General features: G+C 54.9%; 15 protein-coding genes. 7 read left to right on the plus strand and 8 right to left on the minus strand.

From position 1 onward, the window contains the following. Window positions 1-12 precede the first annotated feature (12 nt). Window positions 13-531 (plus strand): bifunctional 3-hydroxydecanoyl-ACP dehydratase/trans-2-decenoyl-ACP isomerase, encoded by a 519-nt coding sequence (fabA, locus tag JBO43_RS10370; RefSeq protein WP_095281476.1) that lies wholly within the window; start codon window positions 13-15, stop codon window positions 529-531. A gap of 72 nt (window positions 532-603) precedes the next feature. Here fabA and rmf read toward each other — a convergent pair whose 3' ends face one another. The 6 genes from rmf to rlmKL all read right to left on the minus strand — a co-directional run bounded on the left by rmf (window position 604) and on the right by rlmKL (window position 8,530). Continuing rightward, window positions 604-771 carry a ribosome modulation factor gene (gene rmf, locus JBO43_RS10375; RefSeq protein WP_095281475.1) on the minus strand — a complete coding sequence of 56 codons (168 nt, stop codon included), beginning with the start codon at window positions 769-771 and terminating at the stop codon, window positions 604-606. Between the two features lie 254 nt (window positions 772-1,025). Continuing rightward, on the minus strand, window positions 1,026-1,592 hold the full coding sequence (pqiC, locus tag JBO43_RS10380; protein ID WP_095281474.1) for a membrane integrity-associated transporter subunit PqiC: 567 nt from the start codon (window positions 1,590-1,592) through the stop codon (window positions 1,026-1,028). Continuing rightward, on the minus strand, window positions 1,589-3,229 hold the full coding sequence (gene pqiB, locus JBO43_RS10385) for an intermembrane transport protein PqiB (protein ID WP_095281473.1): 1,641 nt from the start codon (window positions 3,227-3,229) through the stop codon (window positions 1,589-1,591). Before pqiB ends, pqiC begins: the two co-directional genes overlap by 4 nt. Before the next feature lie 4 nt (window positions 3,230-3,233). Next, complete coding sequence (gene pqiA / locus JBO43_RS10390; RefSeq protein ID WP_202674249.1) at window positions 3,234-4,487, minus strand: membrane integrity-associated transporter subunit PqiA; 1,254 nt, start codon at window positions 4,485-4,487, stop codon at window positions 3,234-3,236. Window positions 4,488-4,500: 13 nt separating this feature from the next. Beyond that, complete coding sequence (locus JBO43_RS10395) at window positions 4,501-6,408, minus strand: ABC transporter ATP-binding protein (RefSeq protein WP_095281471.1); 1,908 nt, start codon at window positions 6,406-6,408, stop codon at window positions 4,501-4,503. Window positions 6,409-6,421: 13 nt separating this feature from the next. Next, window positions 6,422-8,530, minus strand: a complete 2,109-nt coding sequence (gene rlmKL, locus JBO43_RS10400) for a bifunctional 23S rRNA (guanine(2069)-N(7))-methyltransferase RlmK/23S rRNA (guanine(2445)-N(2))-methyltransferase RlmL (protein WP_202674250.1) — start codon at window positions 8,528-8,530, stop codon at window positions 6,422-6,424. A gap of 99 nt (window positions 8,531-8,629) precedes the next feature. On the opposite strand from rlmKL, the gene JBO43_RS10405 reads away from it, so the two are divergent. Next, on the plus strand, window positions 8,630-9,742 hold the full coding sequence (locus JBO43_RS10405) for a YcbX family protein (protein ID WP_202674251.1): 1,113 nt from the start codon (window positions 8,630-8,632) through the stop codon (window positions 9,740-9,742). Here the strand turns inward: JBO43_RS10405 and zapC are convergent. Beyond that, entirely contained in the window at window positions 9,739-10,281 is a 543-nt protein-coding gene (gene zapC, locus JBO43_RS10410) for a cell division protein ZapC (protein ID WP_202674252.1), read from the minus strand. The two genes, JBO43_RS10405 and zapC, sit on opposite strands and share 4 nt — an antisense overlap. A gap of 166 nt (window positions 10,282-10,447) precedes the next feature. Further along, entirely contained in the window at window positions 10,448-11,458 is a 1,011-nt protein-coding gene (pyrD, locus tag JBO43_RS10415) for a quinone-dependent dihydroorotate dehydrogenase (RefSeq protein WP_202674253.1), read from the minus strand. A 247-nt stretch (window positions 11,459-11,705) separates the two neighbouring features. On the opposite strand from pyrD, the gene ssuE reads away from it, so the two are divergent. Genes ssuE through ssuB form a run of 5 tightly spaced genes read left to right on the plus strand, consistent with a single transcriptional unit; the run spans window position 11,706 to window position 15,932 of the window. Next, entirely contained in the window at window positions 11,706-12,281 is a 576-nt protein-coding gene (gene ssuE / locus JBO43_RS10420; RefSeq protein WP_095281466.1) for an NADPH-dependent FMN reductase, read from the plus strand. Next, a complete protein-coding gene (locus JBO43_RS10425; protein ID WP_202674254.1) occupies window positions 12,274-13,224 on the plus strand; it encodes a sulfonate ABC transporter substrate-binding protein in 951 nt (316 codons plus the stop codon). Before ssuE ends, JBO43_RS10425 begins: the two co-directional genes overlap by 8 nt. Further along, complete coding sequence (gene ssuD, locus JBO43_RS10430; RefSeq protein ID WP_202674255.1) at window positions 13,221-14,366, plus strand: FMNH2-dependent alkanesulfonate monooxygenase; 1,146 nt, start codon at window positions 13,221-13,223, stop codon at window positions 14,364-14,366. Before JBO43_RS10425 ends, ssuD begins: the two co-directional genes overlap by 4 nt. A gap of 10 nt (window positions 14,367-14,376) precedes the next feature. Next, window positions 14,377-15,168 carry an aliphatic sulfonate ABC transporter permease SsuC gene (gene ssuC / locus JBO43_RS10435; protein ID WP_095281463.1) on the plus strand — a complete coding sequence of 264 codons (792 nt, stop codon included), beginning with the start codon at window positions 14,377-14,379 and terminating at the stop codon, window positions 15,166-15,168. Further along, a complete protein-coding gene (gene ssuB / locus JBO43_RS10440) occupies window positions 15,165-15,932 on the plus strand; it encodes an aliphatic sulfonates ABC transporter ATP-binding protein (RefSeq protein ID WP_202674256.1) in 768 nt (255 codons plus the stop codon). Before ssuC ends, ssuB begins: the two co-directional genes overlap by 4 nt. Window positions 15,933-15,999 lie beyond the last annotated feature (67 nt).

Raw genomic sequence — 15,999 nt, forward strand, 5'->3', positions numbered from 1 at the left:
CTTACTGAGAACATGGTAGATAAACGCGAATCCTATACAAAAGAAGATCTTCTTGCCTCTGGTCGTGGTGAACTGTTTGGCGCTAAAGGCCCGCAGTTACCTGCACCTAGCATGCTGATGATGGACCGTGTCGTGAAAATGACCGAAACCGGCGGCAACTTTGACAAGGGTTACGTGGAAGCGGAACTCGATATCAATCCGGACCTGTGGTTCTTCGGTTGCCACTTCATTGGCGATCCAGTGATGCCGGGCTGTTTAGGTCTGGATGCTATGTGGCAGCTCGTTGGCTTCTATCTGGGCTGGCTGGGCGGCGAAGGCAAAGGCCGTGCTCTGGGCGTGGGTGAAGTTAAATTCACCGGTCAGGTTCTGCCTTCTGCGAAGAAAGTCACCTACCGTATTCACTTCAAACGCATTGTGAACCGTCGTCTGGTGATGGGTCTGGCGGATGGCGAAGTGCTTGTTGACGGCCGTGTTATCTACACCGCCAACGACCTGAAAGTCGGTCTGTTCCAGGATACCTCCGCGTTCTAATTTTTGCTTATCCCTGAGCAAAAAAGGCGAAACCTCCGCATTGCGGAGGTTTCTGTTTTTAAAGAGACGTTATCAAGCAAGAAGTACCCTGTCTCCGATGGCTTCTCGCCAGCCTCCCAGCCATTGTGACCTTTGATTTATCGTCTGATAAGGACACATTTCTTTAGAGCGTCCAGCGATGCCGGCCTGATAACCACGTTGATGAGCCCTTTCCATGCGATCTCGTTTCTGTCTCTTCATGCCTCGTTTCCCTCATTCTTTGGTCTGGTGGAAAGAAAACAGTGGTTGCAAAACATGCAAGCACAGATAACGAATAACCCGAATCGTGCCATGCGTCAATGCGCAAAATTCACGCCAGTGTCATATTTGTGAGCTATAAAGACGATTATTTGTACAAATATTGTGGCACCAGGCAAGTAACAGCCTGAACCAAAGGCGAAAAAAAAACCGCAATCAGCAAGAAGCTGATTGCGGTTTAGCGTTATGAATTTTACTTATGGCAGCCGCGAAATTTCCTGAGCGATGCTGGCTGATTCCTGAGCCCAACCCTGAGCCAGCACTTTCACCATCTCGTCATAGCCATCTTGCTGCTGTTTCAGCTCCAAATGGAACGGACGCTTAATTAGCTGTCCCTGATGGTTAAGCAGCCATTCACCGCTGATCACCACCTTGCCATCGTAACGTCCGTGGAAGCCGGTCACATTCACATTGAGCGTATCCTGATCGCTACCCAGAGGCTGAGAGGCAACTACCCAGCCCGGCAGTTGGCTGCTCAGGTTCGCCACCAGCGTATTGCGCAACTGCTGATCCAGCGGACTCGCCCACAGATTGTTATTCGCAATGACGTACTGCACTTCACTGGTCTGATACACCACGCCGTTTCCGGCGAGGGAATCCGGAATAGTCACCTGCTCAACCCACAGCAAACGATGCCCCTGACTGGCGGTACTCTGCCCGCCCGTCTGTGCCCCCAGCGGCAGCTGGTAGTAACTTTTAGTATCACTTCCTGAACTACAGGCTGTTAAAACCAGTGCTCCGACGATTAATAGCCACTTTTTCATTCTTTTGCCCTCTTAGGCTCAGGATCTTTTTTGTCCTTGGCTTCAAATACCAGCGCGTTGCTCTTCTCATTCAGCGTTTTCAGAACCGGTTGCAGCTCGCGCAGAACCTGATCCAGGCGCTGCATATCCGCCACCATCTTGTTATACGCCGCCGAGCCAGGCTGGAAGCCCTGCATACTGCGGTTCAGCTCACGCAACGTTTTCTGCATATCCTGCGGAAGCTGCTGCATCGACTGGTTAGCCGTAATTTTGTTGATGTTATCCAGCGTAGTTTGTAGACGACGCATGGTTGCCTGGCTTTCAGTCAGGCTGTTTGTGGCTTGCTCAAGCATCGGATTCAATGGCAGATTGTTAATCTTATCCAATGTTTCCATCAGACGCTGCTGGATCTGCGCCAGGCCGCTGCTGACAGTTGGGATAATGGTGTATCCACCGAACTGGCGCGCACCGGTAATCGCCGGGGCTTTCGGATAGAAGTCCATGTCCACATACAGCGCTCCCGTTACCAGGTTGCCGGTTTTCAGCGAGCCGCGTAATCCGCGATTCATCAGCTGATTAATATGCTCTCCGATATCCTGATCCTTACCAATCTGGGCCAGTAAGCGTTCTGGTTCAATGCGGATCAATACCGGAATACGATAGTCGTCATCCAGTACCTGATGCAGGCCCGGTACGAAGTACGGCACCTGGCCGACGGTGCCCAGACGGATACCGCGGAATTCCACCGGTGCACCTGGCTGCAGGCCGCGAACCGAATCTTTAAAGAACATCAGATAATCGACGTGGTCGGTATAAAGCGCATCCTGAATACTTTTCTGATCGTCAAACAATCTGAACGCGGTTTTCGGCGCAACCGGCTGACCCAGTTCCATCCCTTCCGGTACATCAAAGCTCACCCCGCCGCCAAACAGCGTGGTCAGTGAGCCCATCTCAACACGCATACCCGCGGAGGTCAGATCCACCGCGATGCCGCTGTCTTTCCAGAAGCGCACATTGCTGGTCACCAGACGATCGTTTGGCGCATTGATAAACAGCTGATAGCTGATGGCACGTTTTTGCGCATCAAAGGTACTGGTTTCCACAGAGCCTACGCGGTAACCACGGAACAGCACCGGATCGCCCGGGCTGAGCTGCCCCGCTTTCTTACTGTCGAGGGTGACACGAATACCTTTCGCGTCCGGCGGAGCCAAAGGCGGAGAATCAAGCAGCTGATAATTTCCCGGCTGACTGCCTTTCGTACCTGGCTGCAGTTCGATATACGCCCCTGAAAGCAACGTACCGAGACCACTGATCCCTTCACGCCCGACCTGGGGTTTAACAACCCAGAAGACGGAATCGCCGTGCAGCAGTTTTTCCATTCCTGAGTGCAAACGCGCTTTGATCTCAACGTGCGTTAAATCGTCCGTCAGGGTTGCGCTCTCGACGACACCCACGTCCACGCTGCGGCTCTTGATGGTGGTTTTACCCCCTTCAATACCCTCGGCGTTAGTGGTGATAAGCGTCACTTCCGGCCCCTGATGGCTGTAATGATAAAACAGGATCCAGGCACCGATCAGTGCAGTTACGATGGGGAAGATCCACACCGGCGACCAGTTTTTGACCTTCTGCACTTTCGCCTCTCCACTCTTATTTTCCATGCTCTCACTCTTCCTCATGGCTTGACTCTGGCTCACGATCCCACGATAAACGCGGGTCGAAGGTCAGGGCCGCAAACATCGTCATCACAACGACCAGCGCAAACATCAGCGCGCCCATAGCGGGATAAATACTCATCAGTCCTCCCATGCGCACCAGCGCGGAGAGAACGGCAATCACAAACACGTCAATCATTGACCAGCGGCCAACAAATTCTACGACTTCATAAATCAGATGCATGCGTTCACTGTCGCGTTTACCGTGCCCCTTAGCATCCCAGCACAGCCAGGCAATCGCGATCATTTTTAACGTCGGAACCATGATACTGGCGATAAAGATAACCATAGCGACCGGATACGAACCTTCACCCCAGAGCAGAACCACACCCGCGAGGATCGTCGAGGGCATTTTGTCCCCCAGCAGATCCGTAATCATGATCGGTAAAATATTGGCAGGTAAATACAGCATGATCGACGTGACCAATAACGCCATCGTCCATTGCAGACTGTTTCTACGCCGCACGTGCCCTTTCGTCCCGCAGCGCGGACACACTTCGTGCTCTGCAGGCAAAATAGCGGTGCAGCAGGAGCAAGAACGCAACCCCTGTCGAATCCCTGGAACACCCACTTTAACCGTCTGTGCGAGCGTGGGTGCCGGGGCAATATCATCCCAGGCCCAACGACGATCCACACACTGGAAAGCGCGCAATTGCAAAACACAGTACAGGCACCAGGGAATAAAACTGCTGCCAACGCCCACGTCACCGTAAGCCATCAGCTTGACGAAACTGACCAGGATTCCCGCCAGGAAAATCTCTGCCATTCCCCAGCTTTTCAGCTGGAAAAGGATTCGGGCAAGCATGATTTTGACTTTGACAGGCATCCGAACGCGGTTAACCAGCAGCAGAATCACCACCAGGCAAAACGCCGGAACGATTTGCACAAAGAGAAGGAAGAAGGTGCCGAGACTGGCGTAATCTTCCGAGAACATGACGCCGGGAATTTCCAGCAAATCCACTTCGCTGGTCATCCCGCCGACTTTCATATAGATGAACGGAAAAAGATTTGAAAGCAGCAGCATGAACAGCGCCGCGAGCGCATATGCAGTAGGACGCGCACGAGGCGCGTCCCACTCAGTTGTCAGCGTTGCCCCGCAGCGGGGGCAAGTTGCTTTATGTCCGTGATCCAGCTCAGGAAGCGCCACGAGCATATCGCATTGCGAGCATAGAATATGCCGGTCGGCATGGTGCTGATCACACATCGGGTATCCCTGTTTATGCGCCGTTTTTGAGAGCCTCAAGGTACTCCCAGCGCTCAAATGCTTCTTCCAGCGCCTTTTCGGCCTGGGAAAGCTCCGCCAATATTTTCTGAGTATAGTCGTGTGGCTGGCTAAAGAAGGAGGCATCAGCAACCTGAGCCTGCAAAGTACTCAGATTCGCTTCCAGCTCTTCCAGACGTTGCGGCAACCCTTCCAGTTCGCGCTGCAGGTTATAGCTCATTTTGACCGTCGATTTTTTGACAGTTTCTGCTTTTGCGACAGGAGTTTGCGATCCAGTTTTGGATTTTGACTGTTTAGTCGCCAAAGATTGCGCCTGCTGCCCGCGCGCATCCTGATAGCCGCCGACATATTGACCAATCCGGCCTTCGCCTTCGAAAATCCAGCACTCAGTTACGGTGTTATCGACAAACTGACGATCGTGGCTGACCAGCATCACGGTGCCCTGATAGCCGTCGATCAGCTCTTCCAGCAGTTCCAGAGTTTCGACATCCAGATCGTTGGTCGGTTCATCGAGAATCAATAAGTTACTTGGCTTCAGGAACAGACGCGCCAGCAGCAGGCGGTTACGTTCCCCGCCGGACAACGCGCGAACCGGCGTCATGGCGCGTTTTGGATGGAACAGGAAGTCCTGCAGGTAGCCCAGCACGTGGCGCGGTTTACCGTTGACCATCACCTCTTGTTTGCCTTCGGCCAGGTTATCCATCACCGTTCTGTCCGGATCAAGCTCTGTACGGTGCTGATCGAAATAGGCCACTTCCAGTTTAGTCCCGCAGTGAACGCGTCCGCTGTCAGCCTGTAACTGGCCGAGCATCAGTTTCAGCAGCGTGGATTTACCACAGCCGTTCGGGCCAATCAGGGCGATTTTGTCGCCACGCTGAACCTGAGCGGAGAAATCGCTCACCAGTACTTTGCCGTCGATCTGGTAATTGACGTTTTCCATCTCGAAGACAATCTTGCCGGAGCGAGAGGCCTCTTCGACCTGCATCTTCGCGCTGCCCATCACTTCCCGGCGTTCGCTGCGTTCGTTACGCATCGCTTTCAAGGCACGCACACGGCCTTCGTTACGGGTACGACGGGCTTTGATGCCCTGACGGATCCAGACTTCTTCCTGCGCCAGCTTGCGATCGAACTCGGCGTTTTGCAGCTCTTCCACGCGCAGGTTTTCTTCTTTCTCCAGCAGATAAGTGTCGTAATCGCCTGGATAGGTGACCAGCTTGCCGCGATCGAGATCGACAATACGCGTTGCCATATTGCGGATGAATGAACGGTCGTGCGAGATAAAGATGATGGTGCCGTTGAAGGTTTTCAGGAACCCTTCCAGCCAGTCGATGGTTTCAATATCGAGGTGGTTTGTTGGCTCATCGAGCAGCAGCACTTTTGGTCCACTGACCAGCGCACGGCCCAGAGCCGCTTTACGCAGCCAGCCACCCGAAAGGGACGCCAGCGCCATATCGGCTTCAAGACCGAGCTGTTCCAGCACTTCATTAATGCGATCTTCCAGCTGCCACAGGCCGTGGTGATCCAGCAGATCCTGAAGACGCGCCATCTCGTTGAGATTTTTTTCGCTCGGATCGGTCATGACCAGGTGCGAGATATCGTGATAGCCCTTCAGGTATTCGGCCTGCTCTGAAATCCCTTCAGCGACAAAATCGTACACGCTGCCCGCAACGTTGCGCGGTGGGTCCTGCTGCAGACGGGAAACAATCAGATCTTGTTCGTAAACAATGCGGCCATCATCCAGCCCCTGCTCACGGTTAAGGATCTTCATCAGTGTGGATTTACCCGCGCCGTTACGGCCCACCAGACAAACGCGTTCGTTATCTTCGATGTGCAGTTCAGTGTCGTCGAGAAGTGGCGCATCGCTGAAAGACAGCCATGCGCCGTGCATGCTTATTAATGACATTTAAAATTTCCTATCAGACTGCGGTAATTAACCAGCAGTTGTGAATTTGACGGTTACGGGCGAAGTCCTGAGACAGCGTTTTTTGGCTGATTTCTTGTGCTTTCAGTCCCAATTTTTCCAGCCCGTCATTGTCCATGCGGAAGCCGCGTTTGTTGTTCGAGAACATAATGGTGCCGCCTTTACGCAGCAGACGTTTCAGGTCGGTCATCAGACGCAGGTGATCGCGCTGAACGTCAAACGAGTCTTCCATACGTTTCGAGTTAGAGAAAGTCGGTGGATCGATGAAGATCAGGTCAAACTGCTCATCTGTGTCACGCAGCCAGCCCAGTACGTCGGCTTGCAGCAGGCGATGCTGACGTCCGGTCAGGCCGTTGAGACGCAGGTTACGCTCAGCCCACTCCAGATAGGTGCGCGACATATCGACCGTGGTGGTGCTACGCGCACCGCCCAGGCCCGCATGAACGCTGGCGCTGCCGGTGTAAGCGAACAAGTTCAGGAAGTCTTTTCCTTTGCTCATCTGGCCCAGCATACGACGCGCGATACGGTGATCGAGGAACAGACCGGTGTCGAGGTAGTCCGTCAGGTTGACCCACAGGCGCGCGTTGTACTCGCCCACTTCGATAAAGTCGCCCTTATCACCCATCTTCTGATACTGATTGGCCCCTTTCTGACGCTCACGGGTTTTCAGGATCAGTTTATTAGGTGCGATACCCAGCACGCCAATGGTTGCGGCGATAATGTCCAGCAGACGCTGACGCGCTTTTTGCGCATCCACCGTTTTCGGCGGTGCATATTCCTGAACCACCACCCAGTCCGCGTAACGGTCTACCGCTACGTTATATTCCGGCAGATCGGCATCGTAAATGCGGTAGCATTCAACACCTTCCTGTTTCGCCCACTTTTCGAATTTTTTCAGGTTCTTACGCAGACGGTTGGCATAATCTTCCGCCACGGTGGACGGCTTGCTGTCACCGTCTTTTTCGGTCAGATGGTAGTTTTTCTGCACACAGTCCAGCGGGCCGTTTTTGGCTTTGAACTGGCGCTCGGCGCGCAGTTGCAGGCAGCTCAGCAGTTCCGGAGAGCCGCTAAACAACGACAGATTCCAGCCGCCGAAAGCGTCTTTCATGGTACGACCAAACAGGCTATGCAGCGCGATCAGCGCCGGTTCGCTATCCAGACGTTCGCCGTACGGTGGGTTACTGATCACCGTGCCGTACGGGCCTTTAGGCAGCGGATTGGTTAACTGGGCGACGTCTTTCACCTCGAAGTCGATCAGCTCACCGATACCGGCACGGCGGGCGTTGCTGCGCGCACGTTCAATAACACGGGCGTCGCTGTCCGAGCCGTAGAAACGAGAACCATAGTCCGCCAGGCCTTTACGCGCGCGAACCTGCGCTTCGGCTTTGACCTCTTTCCAGAGGGCATCGTCGTGCTGCGCCCAGCCGCTAAAACCCCATTGCCCACGGTGCAAGCCCGGCGCACGATCCGTCGCCATCATGGCTGCTTCGATCAGCAAAGTACCGGAACCGCACATCGGGTCGAGCATCGGCGTGCCCGGCTGCCAGCCGGAACGCATCACGATGGCCGCAGCCAGGTTCTCTTTGATCGGCGCAATACCGGCGCGATCGCGATAGCCGCGCTGATGCAGGCCTTCGCCGCACAGATCCAGCGAGATATGTGCTGTCTCTTTATTCAGCCACACGTTAATGCGCAGATCGGGATTTTCACGATCAACGTTCGGACGCTCGAGATTTTTACGCGTGAAGCTGTCGACAATGGCGTCTTTCACTTTCAGCGCACCGTACTGGCTATTACGAATTTCGTCGTTCAGACCGCTGAAATGCACGGCAAAGGTCGCGCCTGGGGCGAAAATCTCTGTCCAGTCGGTCGCCTGTACGCCGAGGTACAGGTCAAGGTCGCTATAGACCTTACAGGCACCCAGCGGCAACATGATGCGCGACGCCAGGCGGCTCCACATCAGGCTCTGGTAAATAAGCCGCGTGTCGCCCTCAAAATGGACACCACCCTGAACCACCTGACACTCACGTGCGCCAAGGCTTTCCAGTTCAGTTTTTAACAGCTCTTCCAGCCCACGGGCCGTACTGGCAAACAGAGGATTCATATCGTCACTTATTACTCGTAGAAAATTGCTGCGCATTATAGCTAATATGTGCGCTATGTCCTAAAGTTGAGGGCTTATTTTCATTTGTGGGAGTGCGAAGTGGCGACGTTATCCAGGCTTTTTATTCATCCGGTCAAATCCATGCGCGGTATTGGCCTGACCCACGCGCTTGCTGACGTCAGCGGCTTTGCCTTTGATCGCATTTTTATGATCACCGAACCGGACGGCACCTTTATCACCGCCCGCCAGTTCCCGCAGATGGTGCGCTTCATTCCTGCTCCGCTACACGATGGCTTACATCTGACCGCGCCGGACGGTTCCAGCGCGATCGCGCGCTTTAGCGACTTCGCCGCCGTCGATGCGCCCACCGAAGTCTGGGGCAACCATTTCACTGCCCGCGTCGCCCCCGAAGAGATCAACACCTGGCTCAGCGGATTCTTTTCTCGCGCCGTACAGCTGCGCTGGGTCGGACCGGAACTGACGCGTCGCGTGAAGCGCTTCGAAGCGGTTCCCCTCTCTTTTGCCGACGGTTTTCCTTACCTGCTGACCAACGACGCCTCCCTGCGCGATCTGCAAAACCGCTGTTCCGCCAGCGTGCAAATGGAGCAATTCCGCCCCAACCTGGTGGTGACCGGCGCACAGGCCTGGGAAGAGGACACCTGGAAGGTTATCCGCATTGGCAGCGTGATTTTTGATGTGGTGAAACCCTGCAGCCGCTGCATCTTCACGACTATCAGCCCGGAGAAAGGTCAAAAGCACCCTTCCGGCGAGCCGCTGAAAACGTTGCAATCTTTCCGCACCGCGCAGGATAACGGCGACGTCGATTTCGGTCAGAACCTGATCCCACGCAGCAGCGGCGTGATCCGCGTGGGTGATGAAATCGAAATTCTGTCAACGGGACCGGCAAGAGTTTACGGTCACGGGCCGGAGGAAGAAGAAGAGCCAGAAGCGATCACCCAGCCGGTTTCGGCGGTGACCATTCAGTGGCAAGGCAAAACGCTGCCGGGAAATAATCAGCAGGTACTGCTGGAACAGCTGGAACAAGCGGGGATCCGCGTGCCTTATTCGTGTCGTGCGGGGATCTGTGGAAGTTGTCGCATCACCCTGGTCGATGGCCAAGTGACGGCGCTGAAGAAATCAGCGGTAAGCGAGGATGGAACCATTCTGTGCTGTAGCTGCATTCCGAAAACGTCTGTGCAGCTAGAGCTTTAAACGGCCTGTTCGAGACTGAACGAATCCATACGCAGTTGCGGTTTCAGTCGGTCATTCATCACTTTAATCGCATCACCCAGCTGCATTGTGCGCCCGGCAATCACCACGCCGGGTTGCGCCAGCAGGCACAGGGCGGCATTTTCGCCCGGCTCGACCACCAGCAAACTCACCTCTTCCGAGGTATCACTCAGATTGACGCAGGCCGCATCACCGGTGATCGGCGACAAGGACTGACCGTGAGCGAGGAAGTGCCAGCTTTTTGGCATCTGCGGTTTCAGGAAGCGGATCGCCACCAGCGCATTCAGCACCAGCTCGGCGCGCTGCTCTTTAGAGAGGATCAGATCGCGACATTTCTCTTCAAACGAGAAAAACAGCGCCGCATCGTCAACACAAAAGCCTGACGGCGCAAACGCATCCGGGGTCAGCATTCGGCGAGCGAAACGAGAGCGAAATAACATACCATTGGCTAAATCGAGCATCATTCGATCGTGCTCATCGCAAAAATACCAGCGCCAGTTATCGTCAGGTTTTATTCGCATTTTCCTCTCCTTCCCCACAACGTCCTGTTCTTAAAATGTCCGAATTGTCGCTTCGTTTTATAACATCAATAATAAAAGACCATAATGTCTAAATAAGCAACAAAGACGGAATATAAAACAACCAGGGCTGGAAATAAAGCCCTGGTTGTCTGATATGGAGAAAAGATTAGATATGATTAACGATTTCTTTAATCAATTGTGGGCCTTTAAAAATAAAGCCGGAATAGATTTGCACCAGCGACGCACCCGCCGCCATCTTCTCGCGGGCCGCGATGACAGAGTCGATGCCACCCACGCCGATGATCGGTAAGCGACCCTTTAATTCCGCCGACAGCGCGCGAATAATTTCGGTGCTTTTTAATTGTACCGGACGACCGCTTAAGCCACCCATTTGGTCACAGTTTTTCATTCCCTGAACCAGGGAGCGATCGAGTGTCGTATTGGTGGCAATAACACCATCAATATTATGGCGAACCAAACTGTCGGCCACCTGGATCAATTCTTCGACAGAAAGATCCGGGGCGATCTTCACCGCGATCGGAACATATTTATGATGGGTATTCTGCAGCTCATTCTGCTTATTTTTGATCGCACTTAAGAGATCGTCCAGCGCTTCGCCATATTGCAGCGTACGCAGGCCTGGGGTATTTGGCGAAGAGATATTAATCGCAATATAACCGGCGTAGGCATAGACTTTTTCCATACAAATCAAATAGTCATCTTTCCCCTGCTCCACCGGCGTATCTTTATTTTTGCCGATATTAATTCCGAGCACGCCGTCAAAATGGGCTTTTTTCACGTTCTCTACCAGGTGATCAACACCGTGGTTATTAAAGCCCATCCGGTTGATCAACCCTTCGGCTTCAACCAGGCGGAACAGGCGCGGCTTGTCATTCCCGTCCTGCGCGCGCGGCGTCACGGTGCCGACTTCAATGGAGCCGAACCCCATCGCGCCCAGGGCGTCAATGCATTCGCCGTTCTTATCGAGGCCTGCTGCCAGCCCCAGAGGATTTTTAAACGTCAGGCCCATGCACGAGACAGGTTTTTCCTGCACTTTCTGGCGCACCAGCGCTTCAAGAGGCGTTCCTGTAATGCGGCGTAACTGCTGGAATGTCAATTCATGAGCGCGCTCGGGATCGAGCTGAAAAAGGGCTTTACGAACGAAGGGGTAGTACATGAACTCTCCTGGATTCCGGTGTGCAAACCGGACACGGATTATCTGCGATCGCGCCGTGAAAGGGAATTGACCTGCGGCAAAAAATCATCGTAAAGCGCAATCGTTTCCCTTTCTGCTTCTTTCTTATGCAATTTTCGGCATTTTAATTTCAGATAAATCATTTAGTGGAATAACCCTGCAATGTCACACTCGTGAAAATTGTTATGAATGTTAGATAAAAGCAAACAAATAGTTATAAGGAGAAAGCATGCGCGTCATCACGTTGGCCGGAAGTCCGCGTTTCCCTTCACGCTCTAGCGCTTTACTGGAATATGCCCGCGAACAGCTCAATTCACTGGGCGTTGAGGTATGTCACTGGAATTTGCACAACTTCGAGCCGGAAGATCTGCTTTATGCGCGCTTTGATAGCCCGGCGCTTCAGGCGTTAATCGAACAGCTTAAAGGGGCTGATGGCTTGATTGTGGCGACACCTGTCTATAAGGCCTCTTTTTCCGGTGCGCTGAAAACGCTTCTCGATTTACTGCCTGAACGTGCGCTCGAAGGGAAAGTGGTTCTCCCTCTGGCGACCGGCGGCACCGTCGCACACATGCTGGCGGTAGATTACGCACTCAAGCCAGTGCTGAACGCGCTGAAGGCGCAAGAGATCCTTCACGGCGTATTTGCCGATGATTCTCAGGTTGTCGATTACCAGCATAAACCGCAGTTCACGCCGAATTTACACCTGCGCCTTGATAGCGCGCTAGAAACCTTCTGGCAGGCATTGCATCGTCGTGATGCTCCCGTCCCCGCCTTTGGCCGTCTGAAAGGAGTCGCTCATGTTTAAAGCTCTTATCACCGCTCTGCTCGCCGTTTCTGCTCTGGCACAGGCGGCGGAACCTGCGCCGGAAAGCCTGCGTATTGGCTACCAAAAAGGCAGCGTCAGTATGGTGCTGGCGAAAAGTCATCAGCTGCTGGAAAAGCGCTACCCGGACACTAAATTCTCTTGGGTCGAGTTCCCTGCCGGACCGCAGATGCTGGAGGCGTTGAACGTCGGCAGCATTGATTTAGGCAGTACCGGCGATATTCCGCCGATTTTTGCCCAGGCCGCTGGCGCTGATTTGGTCTACGTTGGCGTAGAGCCACCGAAGCCGAAAGCGGAAGTGATTCTGGTGCCTGAGAACAGCCCGATAAAAACCGTCGCGGATCTAAACGGCCATAAAGTCGCGTTCCAGAAAGGTTCCAGTTCGCACAATTTACTGCTGCGCGCACTTCAACAGGCGGGCCTGTCGTTCAACGACATTCAACCCATCTATTTAACCCCGGCGGATGCCCGCGCAGCGTTCCAGCAAAATAATGTGGATGCCTGGGCAATCTGGGACCCGTATTACTCCGCCGCGTTACTGCAGGGTGGCGTTCGGGTGCTGAAAGATGGCGAAACGCTGAAACAGACCGGTTCTTTCTACCTTGCCGCTCGCCCTTATGCCGAAAAGAACGGTGAATTTGTTCAGGGCGTGCTGAATACCTTTAGCGAGGCAGATGCGCTCACTCAGAGCCAGCGTCAGGAAAGCATCGCCCTGCTCGCCAAAACGATGGGTCTGCCAGAGCCGGTGATCGCAAGCTATCTGGATCATCGCCCGACGACAGTGATCAAACCCGTCGACGCCAAAACCGCCGTCCTGCAACAGCAGACCGCGGATCTTTTCTACGAGAACCATCTCGTGCCGAAAAAAATCGATATTCGCGACCGCATCTGGCAACCCTCTGACAAAGAAGGATCGAAATCATGAGTCTGAATCTATTCTGGTTTTTACCGACCCACGGTGACGGGCACTATCTTGGAACCGAAGAGGGTGCCCGCCCAGTGGACTACGGCTACTTGCAGCAAATTGCGCAGGCAGCGGACAGAATCGGCTTTACCGGTGTGCTAATCCCGACAGGACGTTCCTGCGAAGATGCATGGCTGGTCGCGGCATCGATGATTCCAGTCACACAGCGGCTGAAGTTTTTGGTCGCCCTGCGCCCGAGCGTCGTTTCACCTACCGTCGCTGCCCGTCAGGCCGCAACGCTTGACCGGCTTTCCAATGGCCGCGCTCTGTTTAACCTTGTCACCGGCAGCGACCCGCAGGAACTTGCGGGTGACGGGGTGTTTCTCGATCATACGGAACGCTACGAAGCATCAGCAGAATTTACCCGCGTCTGGAGACGTTTGCTGGAGGCTGAAACCGTCACTTACGAGGGCAAACATATTCACGTGCGCGATGCGAAGCTGCTGTTTGCGCCGGTCCAGCAGCCACGTCCCCCGCTCTACTTTGGTGGCTCATCGGATGTGGCGCAGGATCTGGCCGCCGAACAGGTTGATCTGTATCTGACCTGGGGCGAACCGCCGGAGCAGGTGAAAGAGAAAATTGAGCAAGTTCGCGCCAAAGCCGCCGCGCACGGGCGCAAAGTGCGTTTCGGCATTCGTCTGCACGTCATCGTGCGGGAAACCAATGCGGAAGCCTGGCAGGCCGCCGATCGTCTGATTTCGCACCTTGACGATGAGACCATCGCCAAAGCGCAGGCCGCACTGGCGAAAACCGATTCCGTAGGGCAGCACCGGATGGCTTCTCTTCATAACGGCAAGCGGGAGAATCTCGAAATCAGCCCGAACCTGTGGGCGGGTGTAGGGCTGGTTCGTGGCGGAGCGGGTACAGCGTTGGTAGGCGATGGCCCAACGGTCGCGGCACGAATTAACGAATATGCGGATCTCGGTATCGACAGTTTTATTTTGTCCGGCTATCCACACCTGGAAGAGGCGTACAAAGTCGGCGAACTGCTGTTCCCGCATCTGGATGTCTCGATCCCCGAAATTCCACAGCCGCGCCCGCTCCAGCTTCAGGGCGAAGCCGTGGCGAATGAGTTTATCCCGCGAAAAGTCGCGCAGAGCTAACGAGGTCCGTATGGCGAACCCATCCCCAAAATGGCTGCTGAGGCTGGCCCCCTGGTTTCTGCCCGTCGGCATCGTGATTGTCTGGCAACTCGCCTCCTCCGTGGGATGGTTGTCGAGCCGTATTCTGCCCTCTCCGGAGGGCGTGGTGGAAGCGTTCTGGTCACTCAGTTCCAGCGGTGAGCTGTGGCAACATCTGGCGATCAGCTCCTGGCGCGCGCTGATTGGTTTTTCCATCGGCGGCTCGATTGGCCTGACGCTGGGCCTTATCAGTGGCCTGTCCCGCTGGGGCGAGCGTTTGCTGGATACGTCAATCCAGATGCTGCGTAATGTGCCGCATCTGGCGCTGATCCCGCTAGTGATTTTGTGGTTTGGCATCGATGAGAGCGCCAAAATTTTCCTCGTCGCACTCGGCACCCTATTCCCGATTTACATCAACACCTGGCACGGCATTCGCAACATCGATCGCGGGCTGGTCGAGATGGCGCGCAGCTACGGTTTATCCGGCTTTTCGCTGTTTATTCATGTGATCCTGCCGGGCGCGCTGCCGTCGATCATGGTCGGGGTGCGGTTTGCGCTCGGCCTGATGTGGCTAACGCTGATCGTCGCAGAAACCATTTCGGCGAACTCCGGCATCGGCTATCTGGCGATGAACGCCCGTGAATTTCTGCAAACCGACGTGGTGGTGGTTGCCATCATCCTTTACGCCCTGCTCGGCAAACTCGCCGACATCAGCGCCCAGTGGCTGGAGCGTAGCTGGCTGCGCTGGAATCCGGCCTATTCCACGAAGGAGGCGAACGCATGACTACGGCTCGTTTAAACCAAGGCACGCCGCTCCTGCTTAACGGCGTCAATAAACGCTATGGCGATAACACAATCCTGAATGCCTTAGATTTGCATATTCCCGCCGGACAATTCGTTGCCGTAGTCGGGCGCAGCGGTGGCGGAAAAAGCACCTTATTACGACTGCTTGCCGGACTGGAGGCGCCTAACGGCGGCGAGCTGCTGGCGGGCAATACGCCGCTGGCGGATATTCAGGATGACACCCGGATGATGTTCCAGGATGCACGCCTGCTGCCGTGGAAAACGGTAATCGATAACGTCGGGCTGGGGCTCAAAGACAACTGGCGGGACAACGCGCGTCAGGCGTTGAGCGCCGTCGGGCTGGAAAACCGCGCGGGCGAATGGCCAGCCGCTCTCTCCGGTGGGCAAAAACAGCGTGTGGCGCTGGCGCGGGCGTTGATCCATCGCCCCGGCCTATTACTGCTGGATGAACCGCTCGGGGCGCTGGATGCGCTGATGCGCATTGAAATGCAGGATCTGATCGAGTCGCTTTGGCAGGAGCATGGCTTTACGGTGCTGCTGGTGACACACGATGTGAGCGAAGCGGTGGCGATGGCCGATAGGGTTTTGTTAATTGAGGAAGGCAAAATCGGGCTGGATGTGGCGGTGGATATTCCGCGCCCACGGCGTAAAGGATCGGCACGGCTGGCGGAGCTGGAAGCGGAAGTGCTGGAAAGAGTGATGAAACGTGGGGCGACCGAAGTGCAGGTCCGGCGTCACGGATAGAAAAAAGCCGGGCGGCGGCCGCATTCGCTAATGCCTGATGCCCTCACCCCGGCCCTCTCCCACAGGG

It is taken from the genome of Lelliottia jeotgali (assembly GCF_016771845.1).
Classification (GTDB): Bacteria; Pseudomonadota; Gammaproteobacteria; order Enterobacterales; family Enterobacteriaceae; genus Enterobacter; species Enterobacter jeotgali.